Here is a 16,302-nt window from a genome sequence, read left to right as displayed (position 1 = left end):
TAATTCCTACACACCTAATCGGTCAGCGTATTGGCTGATGATTGATCCGAAAATTTCGAATTGACATAACACCAGCTATCTTGCCACTCCAGAAGATTGGTAAGTCTCTTATTTCTTGCATGTAAATCAAGTAATGAAATTTCTTACACCCCTTACTAGATTTCGCCTTATTATAATGGCGATTACCAGTTATACCATACTTTCCTGTCAGTCAGACTATCAAAAGATGGAAGCCAAGGAATTGGCGTCGGGAAACATCGAAAACGAGCTGTTTTTAGGCCTAGAATTAGGCATGTCCCAAAAAACATTTTATGAAAAATGCTGGAAGATGAATGGTGAAGGAATTTTAACCAACGGACCTACAGAACTGTCGGTAGAGTACCAAGTAGAAATGCCCTCTTCCTTGCCTACAAAAATGAGGTTCTATCCAAAATTTAAGGATGACAAAATCTATCAGATGCCGGTAGATTATACCTATGACGGCTGGGCTCCATACAATAAAGAACTGTCCGTCGAAAACCTCAGGAAAGATGTAGTGAATCTCTATGAAAGCTGGTACGGGCAGGGATTTATCGAAGTGAAAAGCGAAGACGGAAATCAAGTCGTTTTCGTAAAAGTTGACGGCAACCGCCGAACCAGAATATTTAAAAAAAACCTGTCAACGGTACGGGTAGAAATCTTGGATTTAAGAGTGCAGCGAGAGCTTGAAGAAAATACAGAATGAAGAATCGATTAATCGTATCCGCCATTTTCTCGTTGCTGGTAGCTTGCAAAGCTACTACGGAAACTCCTCCGACACTTTTTGAATCAATTCCGACATCACAATCCGGAATCGACTTCTCCAACAACCTGCCCTTTGACGAAGAATTCAACGTCTTCACCTATCGGAATTTTTACAACGGCGGTGGTGTGGCGATCGGTGATGTGAATAACGACGGCCTGGCAGATCTTTATTTTACAGCCAATCTCGGCCCAAACAAGCTGTATCTGAACCAGGGCGATTTCAGATTTGAAGACGTTTCCGAAAAAGCGGGAGTCATCGGTACCCGCGCCTGGAGTACCGGGGTAGCGATGGCTGACGTCAACGGAGACGGCTGGCTGGACATCTACGTATGCAACTCGGGAGATGTCGCAGGGGACAACAAACAAAACGAACTCTTCATCAACCAGCGAGACGGCACCTTCCAGGAGCAAGCGGAGGCTTATGGGCTGGCTGATCAGGGCTTCTCTACACATGCGGTTTTTTTCGACTATGACAAAGACGGAGATCTAGACGTCTACCTCCTAAACAATTCCTATCAGGCAATCGGCTCCTTCAACAAGATGCAGAATGAGCGGATCAAACGCGACGAAGTCGGCGGCGACAAGCTCTTCCGAAACGATGACGGCAAATTCATCGATGTCAGCAGGGAAGCAGGTATTTACGGTTCGGTGATCGGCTTTGGACTCGGCATCACCATCGGCGACGTCAATCAGGACACCTGGCCGGACATCTTCATCTCCAATGACTTTTTTGAAAAAGATTACCTCTATCTCAACAATCAGAACGGGACATTTACCGAATCGATGGAAAGCTCTATGCGTTCCATCAGCGCGGCGTCAATGGGTGCCGACATCGCCGACATCGACGGCGACGGACTCTTGGACATCTTCGTCACAGACATGCTTCCCGAGCCGCTTTCTCGGCTGAAGCAGGTGACGACTTTCGAAAACTGGGACAAATTTCAGTTTAACAAAACACACAGCTACCACTACCAATATTCCCGCAACATGCTCCACATCAACAACGGGGATGGGACATTTAGCGAGATGGGTAGACTGGCCAACATGGAAGCTACCGACTGGAGCTGGGGCGCACTGATCTTTGACATGGACAACGACGGCATGCGGGATCTCTTTGTCGCCAATGGCATCTATCAGGACATCACTGATCTGGACTACCTTAATTTCATTGACGACGACGAAACCAAGATCAAAATCATCTCGCAGGAAGGCGTAGACTACAAGGCGCTGATCGATCCGATTCCGATCAATCCGATTCCAAACTACGCCTACAGAAACCTGGGCGATTTGAAATTTGAAAACATGGCAGATGCCTGGGGGCTCGGCCAAGCGATCCATTCCAACGGCGCAGCTTACGGGGATTTAGACAACGACGGCACACTCGATCTGGTCGTCAGCAATGTGAATCAACCCGCCCAACTCTTCAAAAACCGAGGAAAGTCTCTGGATTCCACCCGGCATTCCATCCAATTGCAACTCATCGGGACTGGAAAAAACACCCAAGCCATCGGCGCTCAAATCCGGATAACCGCAGGCGGAAAAACTTTCTACACCGAGCAGATGCCCAATCGCGGCTTTCAATCATCGGTCGATCCCAAGATTACGATTGGACTGGGTGATATCGCTCGCGTAGAAAAAATCGAGGTGTTTTGGCCTGACGGCAAATACAGCATACTGAAAAACCAAGCCGCTGACCAACTGCTTCAGCTGAAACGGGAAGATGCGAGCGAAATTCCCGAGAACGTCTTATTTTTCCCTGATACCAAGATTCACCCATTCAGCAAAGTGGAAAGTCCCGGTTTGGAATTCACCCATGCTGAAAACGAGTTCGTGGACTTCGACCGAGATCGCCTGACCTATTTCATGTTTTCGACCGAAGGCCCTGCTTTCGCAAAAGCGGATGTGAATGGAGACGGTTTGGATGACTTCTTTTTTGGGGGAGCCAAAACTTTCGCAGGGAAACTCTATCTCGCAGATCGCTCCGGAAAACATCAGGAAAGGCCTCAGGCGGCTTTCGTCCAAGATGCACTATCTGAGGATACCGATGCACAGTTTTTCGATGCTGACGGAGACGGGGATTTGGATCTCTTCGTGACTTCGGGGGGAAATGAATCTGGCTTTGGATCTCCAGACCTAGCGGATCGATTGTACTTGAATGACGGGAAAGGCAACTTTTCCAAACATACAAGCGCAGGATTTTCGTCAGTCACCGGCAGTAGCAGTACCGCCAGAGTGATCGACATCAACGAGGACGGAGCATCCGATCTCTTTGTCGGAGGTCGACTGATTCCCTTCACCTATGGTGCACCGGCCAGCAGTCAGCTTTGGATCAATGACGGCACCGGCAACTTCACCGAGCAAAGTGCCTCCCTTGCACCTGCCTTGAAAGAGCTGGGAATGGTGACTGATGCACAGGTAGTCGATTGGGATAGTGACGGCAAAAGCGACCTGATCGTGGTCGGAGAGTGGATGGCGCCTACCTTTTTCAAAAACGTAGGCGGAAAGCTGGAAAAGTCAGAAATACCCAACCTCAGCAACCTGAAGGGATGGTATCGAACGATCGAAATCGGGGATTTTGACGGCAACGGACTACCGGATGTCGCGCTGGGAAATCACGGTCTCAACACGCGATTTAAAGTTTCCGCAGCCTCGCCGGTCAGCATATTCTTGAACGATTTTGATCAAAACGGATCGATAGAGCAGGTTTATACCCAGAAAGTCGGCGAAGTCCAAATACCCTACACTCTTAAACATGAGCTGGAACGGCAGGTGCCGGGGATCAAGAAAAAATACATCCGATATACGGACTATAACAACAAGTCACTGGAGGATATTTTCCCCAAAGAAGTCGTCGACAAATCCATCATCCAAGAAGTCAACAACCTGGAATCGGGGATTTTGCTGAACAAAGGAAGCGGCAATTTTGAGTGGACACCTTTCCCGAGAATGGCCCAACGTTCATGGGTTTTCGCGATTCAGGTGCTGGACATCAACGATGACGGCATACAGGATTTATTGCTCGGCGGCAATCTCGCTCAGATCAAACCTGAAGTCGGAAAGCTGGATGCGAGCTACGGGGAACTGCTGTATGGCAACGGGGACGGCACATTCACCTACAGCCCCAACCGTGAAAATGGCCTGAAGCTCGACGGGGATGTGAGAGCGTTTGCTCTTTTGGGGGATAAGAAGGTTTTGGTGGTGAAAAACAGCGCGGCCGCTGAGATTTGGAGGTACTGATGAACCGATCGCTGGCCAATTTCAAATGGATTTTCCTTGCCGGGCTCGCGCTTCTATCCTGTAAAAAGGAAGAAAAACATGAACCTGCGGATACGACGCTATTCACACTCCTACCTGCTGAGCACACCGGAATTGGTTTTCAAAACCAACTCACCTCCACTCCCGAACTCAACATTCTCGAATACCTGTACTACTACAACGGCGGCGGAGTCGCCGCCGGAGACGTCAATGGCGATGGTTTGGTCGATCTCTATTTCACCGGCAATCAGGTATCCAACAAACTCTATATCAACACGGGGGATTTTCAGTTTGAAGATGTCACCGAATCTGCAGGAGTCAGCGGTGACGGCGGCTGGTCTACCGGAGCGACTATGGCCGATATCAATGGGGACGGACTGCTCGATATCTATGTGGCCCAAGTCGGTGAACTGCCCGGGGTCAACGGGAAAAACAAACTCTACCTCAACCTCGGCAATGGCAAATTCCGCGAAGCTGCTGCCGAATTCGGGATCGACTTTAAAGGATATAGCACGCATTCGGTATTTTTTGACTACGACCGAGATGGAGATCTCGACCTGTACCTGCTCAACCACAACGTCAAGTCACCAGAGGTTTTCGCAAAAGCTGGCATGCGAACCAAGCCAAGCAACCTTGGAGACAAACTATATCAAAACCAAGGCTCGGAGGGCATTGACCGATTCGTCGATGTGACGGATGAAGCCGGAATCTACTCTAGCGTTCTGGGTTTTGGACTGGGCGTAACTGTCGATGATTTTGACGGAGACGGCTGGCTGGATCTGTATGTTTCCAACGATTTCACAGAAAACGACTACCTCTACCTCAATCGGCAGGATGGTACTTTTCGGGAAGCTTTGGCAGAATTGATTCCCTCGACGAGCCGATACAGTATGGGAAACGACGCCGCTGATCTCAACGGCGACGGATTGCCTGACATCTTCACCACGGACATGCTTCCCGAGAATCCCCAAATCTGGATGAAATCCGTCGGCGAAGACAAGGCTGAGGTATATCAGATCAAGGAGCAATTTGGCTATCAAGATCAGTACGTTCGGAATCACCTGCAATTGAATCAGGGCAAGAACGGTTTTGCGGAAATCGCTTTGTTCTCGGGAGTTTTTGCCTCGGATTGGAGTTGGTCTCCGCTGATCTTCGACATGGACAACGACGGCCTTGCCGACATCCATGTGACCAACGGGATCGTGAAGCGACCCAACGACCTGGACTTTATCCAATACAGTCAGGATGCGGATCGGAACCTTCCACTTGAAGAACTCCGGCAACAGCAAATTGACCTGCTACCGAGCATGAAGCTTCCCAATATTGCCTGGAAAAATCAGGGCAATCTACAATTCCAAAATGAAGCCGATTCTTTGGGTTTGGGACAGGAAAGCTACTCCAACGGCTCTGTCTACGCCGACTTGGATAACGACGGCGACCTGGATCTGATCGTCAACAATCTGAACCAAGTGGCCTTTGTCTATCAAAATCATGCGGACAAATCCGACAACCACTTCCTGAAAATTGACCTGAAAGCAAGTGGAAAAAACCCCTTCGGGATCGGTGCTCAGGTCGCTCTTTTCTCCGGAAAGGAAAATTTGACACAACGGCTAAGCACCAGCCGGGGGTTCCAATCCGGCCCATCCACGACCTTGGTCTTTGGCTTGGGAGAGATTGCTTCCCTTGACTCCATCCAGGTGACTTGGCCAGACGGTAAACGGGAAATTTTTGCCTCTGTGAAAGCTGACCAAAACGTCATCCTGGCGCAAGGCTCCGGTCGCATCGCCGCGCCAAAGTCCAGCTCCAATTTGACTTCAGAGGTATTCCCAATTGTGTCTTGGACACATCAGGAAAAGAATGTCTCCGATTTCATCAAGCGGGAATATTTGGCACCACGGACTTTCTCCAAGATGGGCCCAGCGCTGGCGGTGGCGGACATCAACGGCGACGGCTTGGATGACTTTTACGTGGGTGGGGCAATGGATCAGCCGGGTGCTTTTTTCATGCAAAAGCAAGATGGACGATTCGAAGAAATCCCCAACGAAATCTTCTATCAGCTGGCAAAAGCCGAAGATATCGTCGCTGAATTTGCAGATCTTAACGGGGACGGCATGCTGGATCTTTTTGTAGGCAGCGGAGGAAATGAATACCGAACTGGAGACCTATATAGTTTTGACCGTATCTTCTTTGGTGATGGATTTGGTCGGTTTCGATTTTCGATGAGATCTATTCCCCCGATCGGAGAAAACACGTCCTGCATCGCTATCCGCGATCTCGACAGCGATGGAGACTTGGATCTTTTTATTGGGAGTTCAGTCAAATCGGACGACTACGGTGCAAGTCCCAAAAGCAGCATCTTAATCAATCAGGGAAATGGCCAGTTTAAAGACGAAACACAACTTTGGCTGGCTGACGTGAATTTGGGCATGATCAACACAGCCAAATGGGCGGACTTGGATGGCGACGGAAATTCAGAATTAATCCTCAGCGGGGATTGGCAAAGCATCCGGATATTCAAACTTTCCTCGGAAAAAAAGCTGATCGAAATCCATCCAAGGGGACTTGAATTTTCCGCAGGATGGATCAACACCTTAGAAATCGCGGACCTCAACGGCGACGGAAAGTTGGACATCCTGACCGGGAACCTCGGATCGAACAGCAAGCTAAAGGCTTCGAAAGAAAAGCCGGCCTGGCTCTACCATCACGACTTCGACGGAAACGGGCAAGCAGATCCCTTGATGTTTCATTATTTGGGGGAAAGCTTGGTTCCCTTTGCGACCAGAGATGACCTGATCAGACAGATTCCGGGAATCAAACGAAAGCACAACTCCTACGCAGAATACGCCCAAATCAGCAAACCGGAGGATCTTTTCAGCCCAGAAGAAATTCAGAAAGCCCGCAAACTTCCTGCTTACGAGTTTCGATCCGGCGTGTACTTTCAACAGGAAGACGGCGGATTCGACTATGTTCCCTTCCCAGCCAAAGCCCAATGGAGCCCGATCTTTTCAATCGAAGTGGATGAAAATTCCGGCACAGTTTACCTTGGCGGCAACTCCTCAGACCTTAGAGTTGACTTGGGCAAATCACTCAACCTGGGAATTCTCGGCTTCAAATGGAGCGAAGGAGTATGGCAAACCACTGGGATCTTTTCCACATCAAGTCCGATCAGTATAGGAGCCGAAATCCGAAACCTCAAACATTTGCGGTCTGGCCCGAGATCCTTCCTTCTGGGAGCGCAAAACAACGGCCCGTTGATTTGGATCCAATAAAATTCTTCCCGATAATCATTTGAGTTTGACCCCTATCTAGTTAGCTTTGAGTCCTCATGTAAGTTGACCAAACCCAATCGACCCCGTCAGGGGAAATACATCGTCAACTTAAAATTGAAAAACCCACTATGAGTACGTTTCGAATAACTTCACTAGTCCTGGTTTTGATCAGTGCATTCACAGCATGTCAAAAACCGAAGGATTACTCCGAGGTCATCAGCGATGGATACTATTTCCATCGGGCCCAAACCCGGGTTACCGAAGTGATCATCCACGACATCTTCTCTCCGCCCGTGGCAGCCAGGATTTATTCCTATGCTTCACTAGCTGCTTACGAAGTGGCGGCAGCCAGCGATCCAGCCAATTACGCCCCCCTATTGGGTCAGCTCAACGGTTCAGAGCCGCTGAATCTAACCATTCCGAAAGACGTCTATCCTCCGCTTGCTGCTTTAGCCGCATATTATCACATGGGCACTGCCTTGATTTTCTCGGAGGAAATGATGAATACGCAGCGCGACAAGGTCTTTGCCGAGCTGATGGGAAAAGGAATTCCGGAGGAGGTATTTGAAGCCTCCGTCAAGTTTGGACAGGAAGTCGCCGAGAAGGTGAAAGATTACTCCAAAAAAGACAACTATCACCAAAGCCGTTCCTTTCCGAAATACACCGTGGTCAATGATCCCACCACTTGGCAACCCACCCCACCGGCGTACATGGAAGCCATTGAACCTCACTGGAACAAGATCCGTACGTTTGCACTGGACTCCGCTGCCCAATTCAAGGCCGGTGCACCGCCTGCATTCTCCGCTGAGCCTGGATCTGACTTTTACGACATGGCGATGGAAGTCTATAATGCCAAAGCGAACATGACGGATCCCCAAAAGGAAACTGCGCTTTTCTGGGACTGCAACCCCTACAAAATGAATGTCAAGGGTCACGTGATGTTTGCGGAAAAAAAGATCACTCCCGGCGGACACTGGATGAGCATCGCATCCATTGCGAGCAAAGCCGCCGAAGAAGACTGGAAAGGCACTGTCGAAGCCTACGCGCTGACGGCAGTTTCACTCAATGAAGCTTTCATCTCCTGCTGGGACGAAAAATACCGAAGCAAGCTGATCCGGCCAGAGACCTATATTAATCAATACATCGACGAGGAATGGGTTCCGCTTTTGCAAACCCCTCCATTTCCAGAGCATACCAGTGGACACAGCGTAGCCTCCACCGCGGCAGCCTATACGTTGACACAGCTTTTTGGAGACGAAATACACATTGTTGATAGCTCCGAAGTAGCGTATGGATTGCCGATACGGGAATATGACGGATTCACCCAGATGTATCAGGAGGCGGCGATGAGTCGGTTCTATGGCGGTATTCACTACATGCCAGCGATCACAGAAGGAATCGTCCAAGGCAGGCAAGTTGGAGAATTGGTCTGGCAAAAGATCTCGACCAAGCCGAAGCAAGTGGCGATGAGCCAGTGAAAAAAATCCCCGGAAACTCTACTTCTGGGGATTTTTTTTATTGGTACAGCTTCTTATCCAGAATATACTCCTCCACCGCATCCGTCAGCAGGTACTTCACCGAATGGCCATCCTGCATTGCCTTGCGGATAAAAGTCGCCGAGATATCGAGCAGCGGTGCATCGATGGTTTTGATCTTGGGATGCGCAATGGCTTTGGTTTCTCCCGGCCTGGGATAGACGAAAATCTCATAGTGGTCTAGGATCGCCTGATGGTTTTTCCATTTGTGGAAATGGGTCAGATTGTCCGAACCTAAAAAAAGACAAAATTGGTGCTTGGGATATCGCTCACTGAGGAGCGTGAGCGTGTCGATCGTGTAGCTTGGTTTCGGCATGCGAAACTCCACATCTGTCGCTCTGAAGTGATAATGATCCGCGATCGCGAGCTCCACCATCCTCAGGCGGTCAAACTCATGAATCAGCGATTGTTGTTTTTTGAAGGGGTTTTGGGGACTGACTACAAACCAAACCTCGTCGAGGTCCGTTCGATCGTAGAGCGTATTTGCGATGATCAGGTGACCGACGTGAATCGGATTGAAGCTGCCAAAATACAGTCCGATCTTCATTTTTACTTTGCCAAAAATCCCGACACCAACTCCACAGCTTCCGCCGATGCTCGATCAAAGTCATCATTGAAGATGCTCACATCAAACTGCGGCTCAAAAGTCATTTCAAACTTGGCTTTGTAAATTCTACGGGAAAGCGATTCTGGAGATTCAGTGCCCCGGTCGTTAAGTCGGGATTCGAGCACTTCCATGGAGGGTACTTTGACAAAGATCGCCAAGCCGTTTTCTCCAAAGTACTTTTTTAGTGCCAATCCACCTTTGACATCCACGTCAAAGATGACCGCCTTACCACTGTCCCAGATGCGTTGGACTTCTTCTTTGAGGGTGCCGTAGAAGTTTCCTTCGTAGACTTCCTCCCACTCAACGAAGGCATCTTTGTCAATATTGGTTTTGAATTCCTCGATGCTCAAAAAGTAGTAATCCCGTCCGTGTACTTCATGTCTTCCTCTTTTGTCCCGGGTGCAGGCCGAAATCGAAAATCCCAAGTTGGGAACATGGTGGATCAGGTGTTTGACCAGGGAAGTCTTCCCTGAGCCGGATGGTGCCGAAAAGATGATTGCTTTTCCCTGAATTTGGCTCATTTGCTTTCGTTTATCATTTGGCGGATCGAGTCGGCCAATTCAGTAGGTACAGCTTGCTTGGTGCATTTGGTTTTCAGCACCTCGCGAATGGCTTGCTCGAGATGAAAGTGCTCGAAGCAGGGCTGGCACTTCGCCAACTTTTCCTTCAATACTTCCTTGCCATTGTCGGCCAACTCTCCATCAAGGATGCTTTCAAGCAGCGCAAAGCACTTGCTCACATCATCGCACTGGAGCTTGCGCTCTCCGGATGCTTGATCGTTAATTTCCATGAGTAATTGTTTTAATCCTCCTCTTCTTCTTCGTCAGTATGGTAACCCATCGATTGGGCGTATCCTTTCAATTGATCTTTCAAAAGATTCCTGGCTCGATGCAGCCTGGACCTCACCGTCCCTATTGGGATATCAAGAATCTTTGCCATTTCCTCGTAAGTAAACCCCTCCAGATCAGCCAAAATGATCACCGTGCGGAAGTCCACAGCCAGCGAATTCAGCGCATTGGAGATTTCGTCGCCAAGCATATCCTTGACGGATTCGGCCCGGAGGTCGGAAGTACTTTGGTAGTCAACATCATCCGAGTTGTAGAAAGTTTCAACCTCTTGGTAATCTACCTTTGCAGGCTGCTTACTTTTCTTTCGGTATTCGTTGATAAAGCTGTTTTTAAGTATTCTAAACAGCCAAGCTTTTGCATTCGTGCCCTGCTCAAAAGAATTGATAAACCGAAAAGCCTTCATGTAGGTATCCTGCACGAGGTCTTTGGCATCGTCCTCGTCAAAAGTGAGCCGAAAAGCAAAATTGTACATGGAATCTATGTGCGGCATAAATTCCCCATCGAAGATGGCCGTTTTCTCTTCCTGAGAATATTTCCTGCGCTGTACTTCAGACATAAGCTTCAAAAGTAATCATTGCTCCAATTTATCCCTAAACTCTGAACTTAAACTCACTCGATTTCCTTTATTTTGTCATTCTGATCCTTGCATAAGCAGGGATTCATCCACAAAATTCCACAGGAGTCATGTTTTTTTTCAGGCTGTTGTCCAGGCTTCCGCTCTGGGTGTTGTACCTCTTTTCCGATTTTATCTACCTCATCGCTCGATATGTGATCAGCTATCGCAAAAAGGTCATTGACGAAAATCTGAAATATGCCTTTCCGGAAAAGACAGACGCAGAGCGAAAAACCCTCCGAAATCGCTTCTACCGAAATTTCACCGATGCTTTCTTTGCCGAGACGATCAAGATGCTAACCATTTCGGAAAAAGAGCTTCGCCGGCGATTTCATGTCGTCAATCAAGAAATAATCGACCAGGAAGTCCTCCAAGGCAAAACTGCGCTGATGATGGCGGGTCATATCTTCAACTGGGAAATGGCGATCCTCGGGGTCGCGCTTAACACGGAAGTAGAAGCCGAGACGGTCTATCTGAAGTTGAACAATCCTTTTTTCAACCAGCTCATGCTGGCTATTCGCACACATTTCGGAGGAATAATGACTGAAGTCAAGGAATTTCGAAAAAGTATGATCACCCTCCGCAGCCGTCCTAGGATCCTCCACTTGGCGGCAGACCAGCGGCCGACGGGCAAAGACAAATATCAACGTGAATTCCTCAACCGCCCGGCCAATTTCTACGAGGGTGGAGAGATGTTTGCCAAAAAGATGTCACTGCCAGTTTTCTTTGGCACGATCACGAAACAGAAACGCGGACACTACCGATTCGAATACGAGAAAATGGCCGAGCCTCCCTACGATGGTAGCGACCCACATAGTGTCACAGACGAATTTTGCAGAAGACTCGAAAAAAACATCCGCAACCAACCCGATTTGTATCTTTGGAGCCACAAGCGGTGGAAGATTTAAATTTCGAATTGGAAAATTACCAAGCCTAGCTTTCCCTTCTTGATTCTTGATACTTGCTACTCGACACTAATATCTTGACTCTAGTATCTTGATTCTTGGCTCTGGGTTCTAAAATCTTGATACTTGAGTCTTATTACTTGATACTAAAAAATGGATTACCTCAAGGAACTCAATACCCCACAACTACAAGCAGTACAACATACCGACGGCCCGGTGATGATCATCGCGGGTGCAGGTTCGGGCAAAACCCGTGTACTTACCTACCGGATTGCTCACCTGATTTATTCCAGGGGCATTGATCCTTTCAATATTCTCTCCCTGACCTTTACCAACAAGGCCGCTGCAGAGATGAAACACCGAATTGAAACACTCGTCGGACTCGAAGCGAGAAATACCTGGATGGGGACCTTTCACTCCATCTTCGCCAAAATCCTAAGGGTAGAGTCAGCGAAACTCGGCTACCCTTCCAACTTCACCATCTACGATACCGACGACTCCAAGTCCCTGATCCGCACGCTCGTCAAAGAGATGCGCCTAGATGACAAAGTGTACAAAGCCAATGTGGTGCTTTCCCGGATCTCAGGAGCAAAAAACCGACTGCTTGGTTGGAAGGCCTACCAAGATGATCCCTATGTGAAAGCCGACGACGAAGCGGCAATGAAACCCAGAATGGGAGAAATCTACCAACGCTATCAAGACCGACTCTTCAAAGCAGGAGCGATGGACTTTGACGACTTACTATTCAACACCAACGTGCTGTTTCGCGACCATCTCGATGTGCTTAACAAATACCAACAGCGCTTCAAATACGTCATGGTTGATGAGTTCCAGGACACCAATATTTCCCAATACCTCATCACCAAAAAGCTCGCCGCCGTTCACCAAAACATCTGCGTCGTCGGAGATGATGCCCAGAGTATCTACGCCTTTCGCGGAGCGGATATCCAGAATATCCTCAACTTCGAAAAGGACTACCCAGATCTCTTTGTGGTCAAACTAGAGCAAAATTACCGGTCCACCAAGACCATTGTAGAGGCTGCCAACTCCATCATCGACAAGAACAAAGCGCAGCTGAAAAAGGTCGTGTGGACTTCCAATCCCGATGGGGAACTGATCGAGTTGATCAAAGCCGCCTCCGACAACGAAGAAGGTCGGATCGTGGCCAACATCATCTTTGAGGAAAAAAACAACAAAAAGCTCAACAACAGCGACTTTGCTATCCTCTATCGAACCAACTCCCAGTCGCGATCGATGGAAGAGGCGCTCCGCAAGATGAACCTCAACTACAAGATCGTCGGCGGGCTTTCTTTCTACCAGCGGAAAGAAATCAAAGACCTCATGGCCTACATGCGCTTCACAGTCAATCCGGTGGATGAGGAGGCGTTCAAGCGGGTGATCAACTATCCCAAGCGTGGAATTGGCGACACCTCGGTGGACAAAATCCTAGTTGGAGCCTACGAGCACGACATGCCGCTTTGGGACGTGGTGCAGAATGCGCACAGCTTCTTGGGTGGAAAAGCCGGGAGTTCGGTTGACAATTTCTCGACGATGATTAAGGCATTCCAGATCGAAGTCGAGCGCAAAGATGCTTTCGAAGCGGCAAGCATCATCGCCAAGCAGAGCGGCTTGTTGCGCGAGCTTTACGAAGACAAAACCATCGAAGGACTCAACCGTTACGAAAACGTCCAAGAATTACTCAACGCCATCAAGGAATACGTGGACAATCCGGAGAATGAAGACAAAAGTCTGGGTTCTTTTCTCCAGGAAATCGCGCTCCTGACTGACAACGATCAGGACAAAGACAAGACCGACGCGATCACGCTGATGACTGTCCATGCTTCCAAAGGGTTGGAGTTTAAGCAGGTGTTTGTGGTTGGCATGGAGGAGGATTTGTTTCCTTCGCAGATGATGATGCAGAGTCGGGACGATTTGGAGGAAGAACGGAGACTTTTCTATGTGGCTTCGACTCGGGCGATGGAAAAATTATACTTGACTTATGCGTTGTCACGTTATCGGTTTGGTCGCTTGCTCAACTGTGAGCCGAGTCGATTCCTCGAAGAAGTGAACCCAAATATGATCAAAGTAAACAAGCGGGTGGCCTCCAAAGAGATGCCCGGGGCGCTGCGCAAAGAAGGCTTACCCGGTTCCTCGGGATTCATCGGCATCAAACGGCAGCCTGAATCCCGGCAGCCGATCCAGCTGAAAATCCACACACCTACTCCTGATTTCAAACCTAGCAACACCAACAATCTCAAAGCAGAGCAGCTGGTGGAGCATCCTAAATTTGGCTTTGGAAAAGTCCAAAAAATTGAAACAGAAGGCCTTAACAAAAAGGCCACGATCCAATTTGAGCATTTTGGCGAGAAAACATTATTGCTTAGCTTTGCCAAGCTCAGAATCATAGACTAGTCACCTGCTCCCCTGTCCTTTGGTGATTTTTTATTACCTTTTGCAAGGCTATAAACGGGAAGCAACATGGAGCACTCCGAACCTGAAAAACAACAACTTATTTTGAAAGAATACGGCAAAAACATTCAACGCCTGGTCGATCATGTCACCGGCATTGAAGACCGTGAAAAGCGCACGCAAAGTGCCTACACCGTCATTGAAATCATCAAACAGCTCAATCCATCCGTGAAGCAGGAGACAGATCAGAAGCTGTGGGACGACATCCACATCATGTCTGACTTCAAGTTGGACGTGGACGGCCCATTCCCTATGCCGGAGAAAGAGCTGCTGGGCAAAAAGCCCCAAGCGGTCGGCTACCCTAAAGGTGAAGTCAAATTCAAACACTATGGACGAAACATCGAAAAACTGATCGAGAAAGCCATCGAAATCGAAAATGACGAAGAGCAGGAAACCGCCATCATCTACATCGGCCAGCTGATGCGAAGCTTTCACTCCACTTGGAACAGAGACAATTTCGATGACCGCATCATCCTTGACGATATCAAGACTCTGTCCAAAGGCAAATTACACATCGACTTGGAGAAGGTGAGAGAAAACGCCCTTTTTGAATCGAATACCCGCCGGGATTTTAAGATCCCGCATGCAGAAGACGAGCATTCGAAAAACAAGCGACCCGCTCAACACAAGAAAAATCACCGCAACAACGGCCACAACAACAAAAAACGAAGAAATTAATGGCTTCTTTTCGCGTAACCGGGGGCACCCGATTAAAAGGTGAAATCATTCCCCAGGGAGCTAAGAACGAAGCATTACAGATCCTCTGTGCAGTACTGCTTACTCCCGAAAAAGTAACTGTCAATAAAATTCCAAATATCCGCGACGCGAACAAACTCATCGAGCTTTTGGCAGACATGGGGGTAAAAGTTCAGCAGCTTGGGCCTGAGTCTTATTCTTTTCAAGCGGATGCGGTCAACCTCGACTATTTAGAAACCGAAGATTTTCTTCAAAAAGCCTCAGCACTTCGGGGATCAGTAATGATTCTTGGGCCGCTCTTGGCCCGCTTTGGCAAAGGCAAGCTTTCCAAGCCGGGAGGAGACAAGATTGGCCGTCGCCGCATGGATACGCACTTTTTTGGCTTCCAAAAATTAGGGGCCGAATTCCACTACGACGCCAAAAACGAGATCTTCCATATTGACGGCAAAAACCTCAAAGGAACCTACATGCTCCTCGATGAAGCATCGGTGACTGGTACAGCCAACATCGTGATGGCCGCCGTGCTCGCAGAAGGCAAAACCACCATCTACAACGCAGCCTGCGAACCTTACCTGCAGCAGCTTTGCGACATGCTCAACCGCATGGGAGCACAGATCACAGGAGTCGGTTCCAACATGCTACATATCGACGGCGTTAAATCCCTGGGAGGAACAGACCACACGATGCTTCCTGACATGATCGAGATTGGTTCGTTCATTGGGATGGCCGCCATGACCGGTTCAGAGATCACGATCAAAGATTGCCAGATCCACAGACTCGGCATCATCCCGGAGACCTTTAGACGAATGGGGATAAAACTTGAGTTTCGCGGCGACGACATTTATATCCCAGCTCAGAAGCATTACGAAATCGAAACCTTCATTGACGGCTCGATCCTTACCGTAGCCGACCAAATTTGGCCCGGATTCACGCCAGATCTACTATCCATCATTCTGGTCACAGCCACACAAGCTAAAGGAACGGTGCTGGTCCATCAGAAGATGTTCGAGTCCCGGCTCTTCTTTGTGGACAAACTGATCGACATGGGGGCACAGATTATCCTCTGCGACCCACACCGCGCCACAGTAATTGGACTGGACAGAAAATACCCGCTTCGAGGTATTAAGATGACTTCGCCCGATATTCGCGCGGGAGTTGCACTACTGATCGCAGCCATGTCTGCCAACGGCACTTCGATCATCGACAACATCGAGCAGATCGATCGGGGATATCAAAATATTGACGAGCGACTCAATGCGCTCGGCGCAAAGATTGAACGTCTATCCTAAGCGAAAAGGGAGTCAATCGGCTCCCTTTTTTAT

12 protein-coding genes are annotated in these 16,302 nt (G+C 48.7%); 8 read left to right on the top strand and 4 right to left on the bottom strand.

Features of this window, described 5'->3' with window-relative positions:
• The first annotated feature begins 133 nt into the window (after positions 1-133).
• From ABD031_RS04580 to ABD031_RS04565, 4 genes are all read left to right on the top strand, one after another.
• Positions 134-724: a hypothetical protein gene (locus ABD031_RS04580; RefSeq protein ID WP_343848851.1), complete on the top strand. Its 591-nt coding sequence runs from the start codon at positions 134-136 to the stop codon at positions 722-724.
• Positions 721-4,020, top strand: coding sequence for a VCBS repeat-containing protein (locus ABD031_RS04575; protein ID WP_343848850.1), 3,300 nt, complete (start codon positions 721-723; stop codon positions 4,018-4,020). Before ABD031_RS04580 ends, ABD031_RS04575 begins: the two co-directional genes overlap by 4 nt.
• Positions 4,020-7,307 (top strand): VCBS repeat-containing protein, encoded by a 3,288-nt coding sequence (locus ABD031_RS04570; RefSeq protein WP_343848849.1) that lies wholly within the window; start codon positions 4,020-4,022, stop codon positions 7,305-7,307. The genes ABD031_RS04575 and ABD031_RS04570 overlap by 1 nt, the downstream gene beginning before the upstream one ends.
• 128 nt (positions 7,308-7,435) lie before the next feature.
• Complete coding sequence (locus ABD031_RS04565) at positions 7,436-8,785, top strand: vanadium-dependent haloperoxidase (protein WP_343848848.1); 1,350 nt, start codon at positions 7,436-7,438, stop codon at positions 8,783-8,785.
• A gap of 37 nt (positions 8,786-8,822) precedes the next feature.
• Here ABD031_RS04565 and nadD read toward each other — a convergent pair whose 3' ends face one another.
• The 4 genes from nadD to ABD031_RS04545 are packed head-to-tail and all read right to left on the bottom strand — an operon-like array spanning position 8,823 to position 10,853.
• Positions 8,823-9,389 (bottom strand): nicotinate (nicotinamide) nucleotide adenylyltransferase, encoded by a 567-nt coding sequence (gene nadD, locus ABD031_RS04560; RefSeq protein WP_343848847.1) that lies wholly within the window; start codon positions 9,387-9,389, stop codon positions 8,823-8,825.
• Positions 9,390-9,391: 2 nt separating this feature from the next.
• A complete protein-coding gene (gmk, locus tag ABD031_RS04555; RefSeq protein ID WP_343848845.1) occupies positions 9,392-9,970 on the bottom strand; it encodes a guanylate kinase in 579 nt (192 codons plus the stop codon).
• Complete coding sequence (locus ABD031_RS04550) at positions 9,967-10,239, bottom strand: anti-sigma factor (RefSeq protein WP_343848843.1); 273 nt, start codon at positions 10,237-10,239, stop codon at positions 9,967-9,969. The genes gmk and ABD031_RS04550 overlap by 4 nt, the downstream gene beginning before the upstream one ends.
• 11 nt (positions 10,240-10,250) lie before the next feature.
• Positions 10,251-10,853 carry a sigma-70 family RNA polymerase sigma factor gene (locus ABD031_RS04545; protein ID WP_343848841.1) on the bottom strand — a complete coding sequence of 201 codons (603 nt, stop codon included), beginning with the start codon at positions 10,851-10,853 and terminating at the stop codon, positions 10,251-10,253.
• Positions 10,854-10,981: 128 nt separating this feature from the next.
• Here ABD031_RS04545 and ABD031_RS04540 point away from each other — a divergent pair, with 128 nt between their 5' ends.
• From ABD031_RS04540 to murA, 4 genes are all read left to right on the top strand, one after another.
• A complete protein-coding gene (locus tag ABD031_RS04540) occupies positions 10,982-11,818 on the top strand; it encodes a lysophospholipid acyltransferase family protein (RefSeq protein ID WP_343848839.1) in 837 nt (278 codons plus the stop codon).
• A 150-nt stretch (positions 11,819-11,968) separates the two neighbouring features.
• Complete coding sequence (locus ABD031_RS04535; protein ID WP_343848837.1) at positions 11,969-14,227, top strand: ATP-dependent helicase; 2,259 nt, start codon at positions 11,969-11,971, stop codon at positions 14,225-14,227.
• A gap of 66 nt (positions 14,228-14,293) precedes the next feature.
• Positions 14,294-14,962: a DUF4290 domain-containing protein gene (locus tag ABD031_RS04530; RefSeq protein WP_343848835.1), complete on the top strand. Its 669-nt coding sequence runs from the start codon at positions 14,294-14,296 to the stop codon at positions 14,960-14,962.
• The gene (murA, locus tag ABD031_RS04525; protein WP_343848833.1) at positions 14,962-16,269 is read left to right on the top strand and encodes a UDP-N-acetylglucosamine 1-carboxyvinyltransferase; all 1,308 of its coding nucleotides are present in this window, start codon (positions 14,962-14,964) and stop codon (positions 16,267-16,269) included. Before ABD031_RS04530 ends, murA begins: the two co-directional genes overlap by 1 nt.
• Positions 16,270-16,302 lie beyond the last annotated feature (33 nt).

It is taken from the genome of Algoriphagus jejuensis, assembly GCF_039523455.1.
GTDB classification, from domain to species: domain Bacteria; phylum Bacteroidota; class Bacteroidia; order Cytophagales; family Cyclobacteriaceae; genus Algoriphagus; species Algoriphagus jejuensis.
The sequence above is the reverse complement of the archived record's forward strand: the minus strand, read 5'-3'. Positions and strand labels throughout refer to the sequence as shown.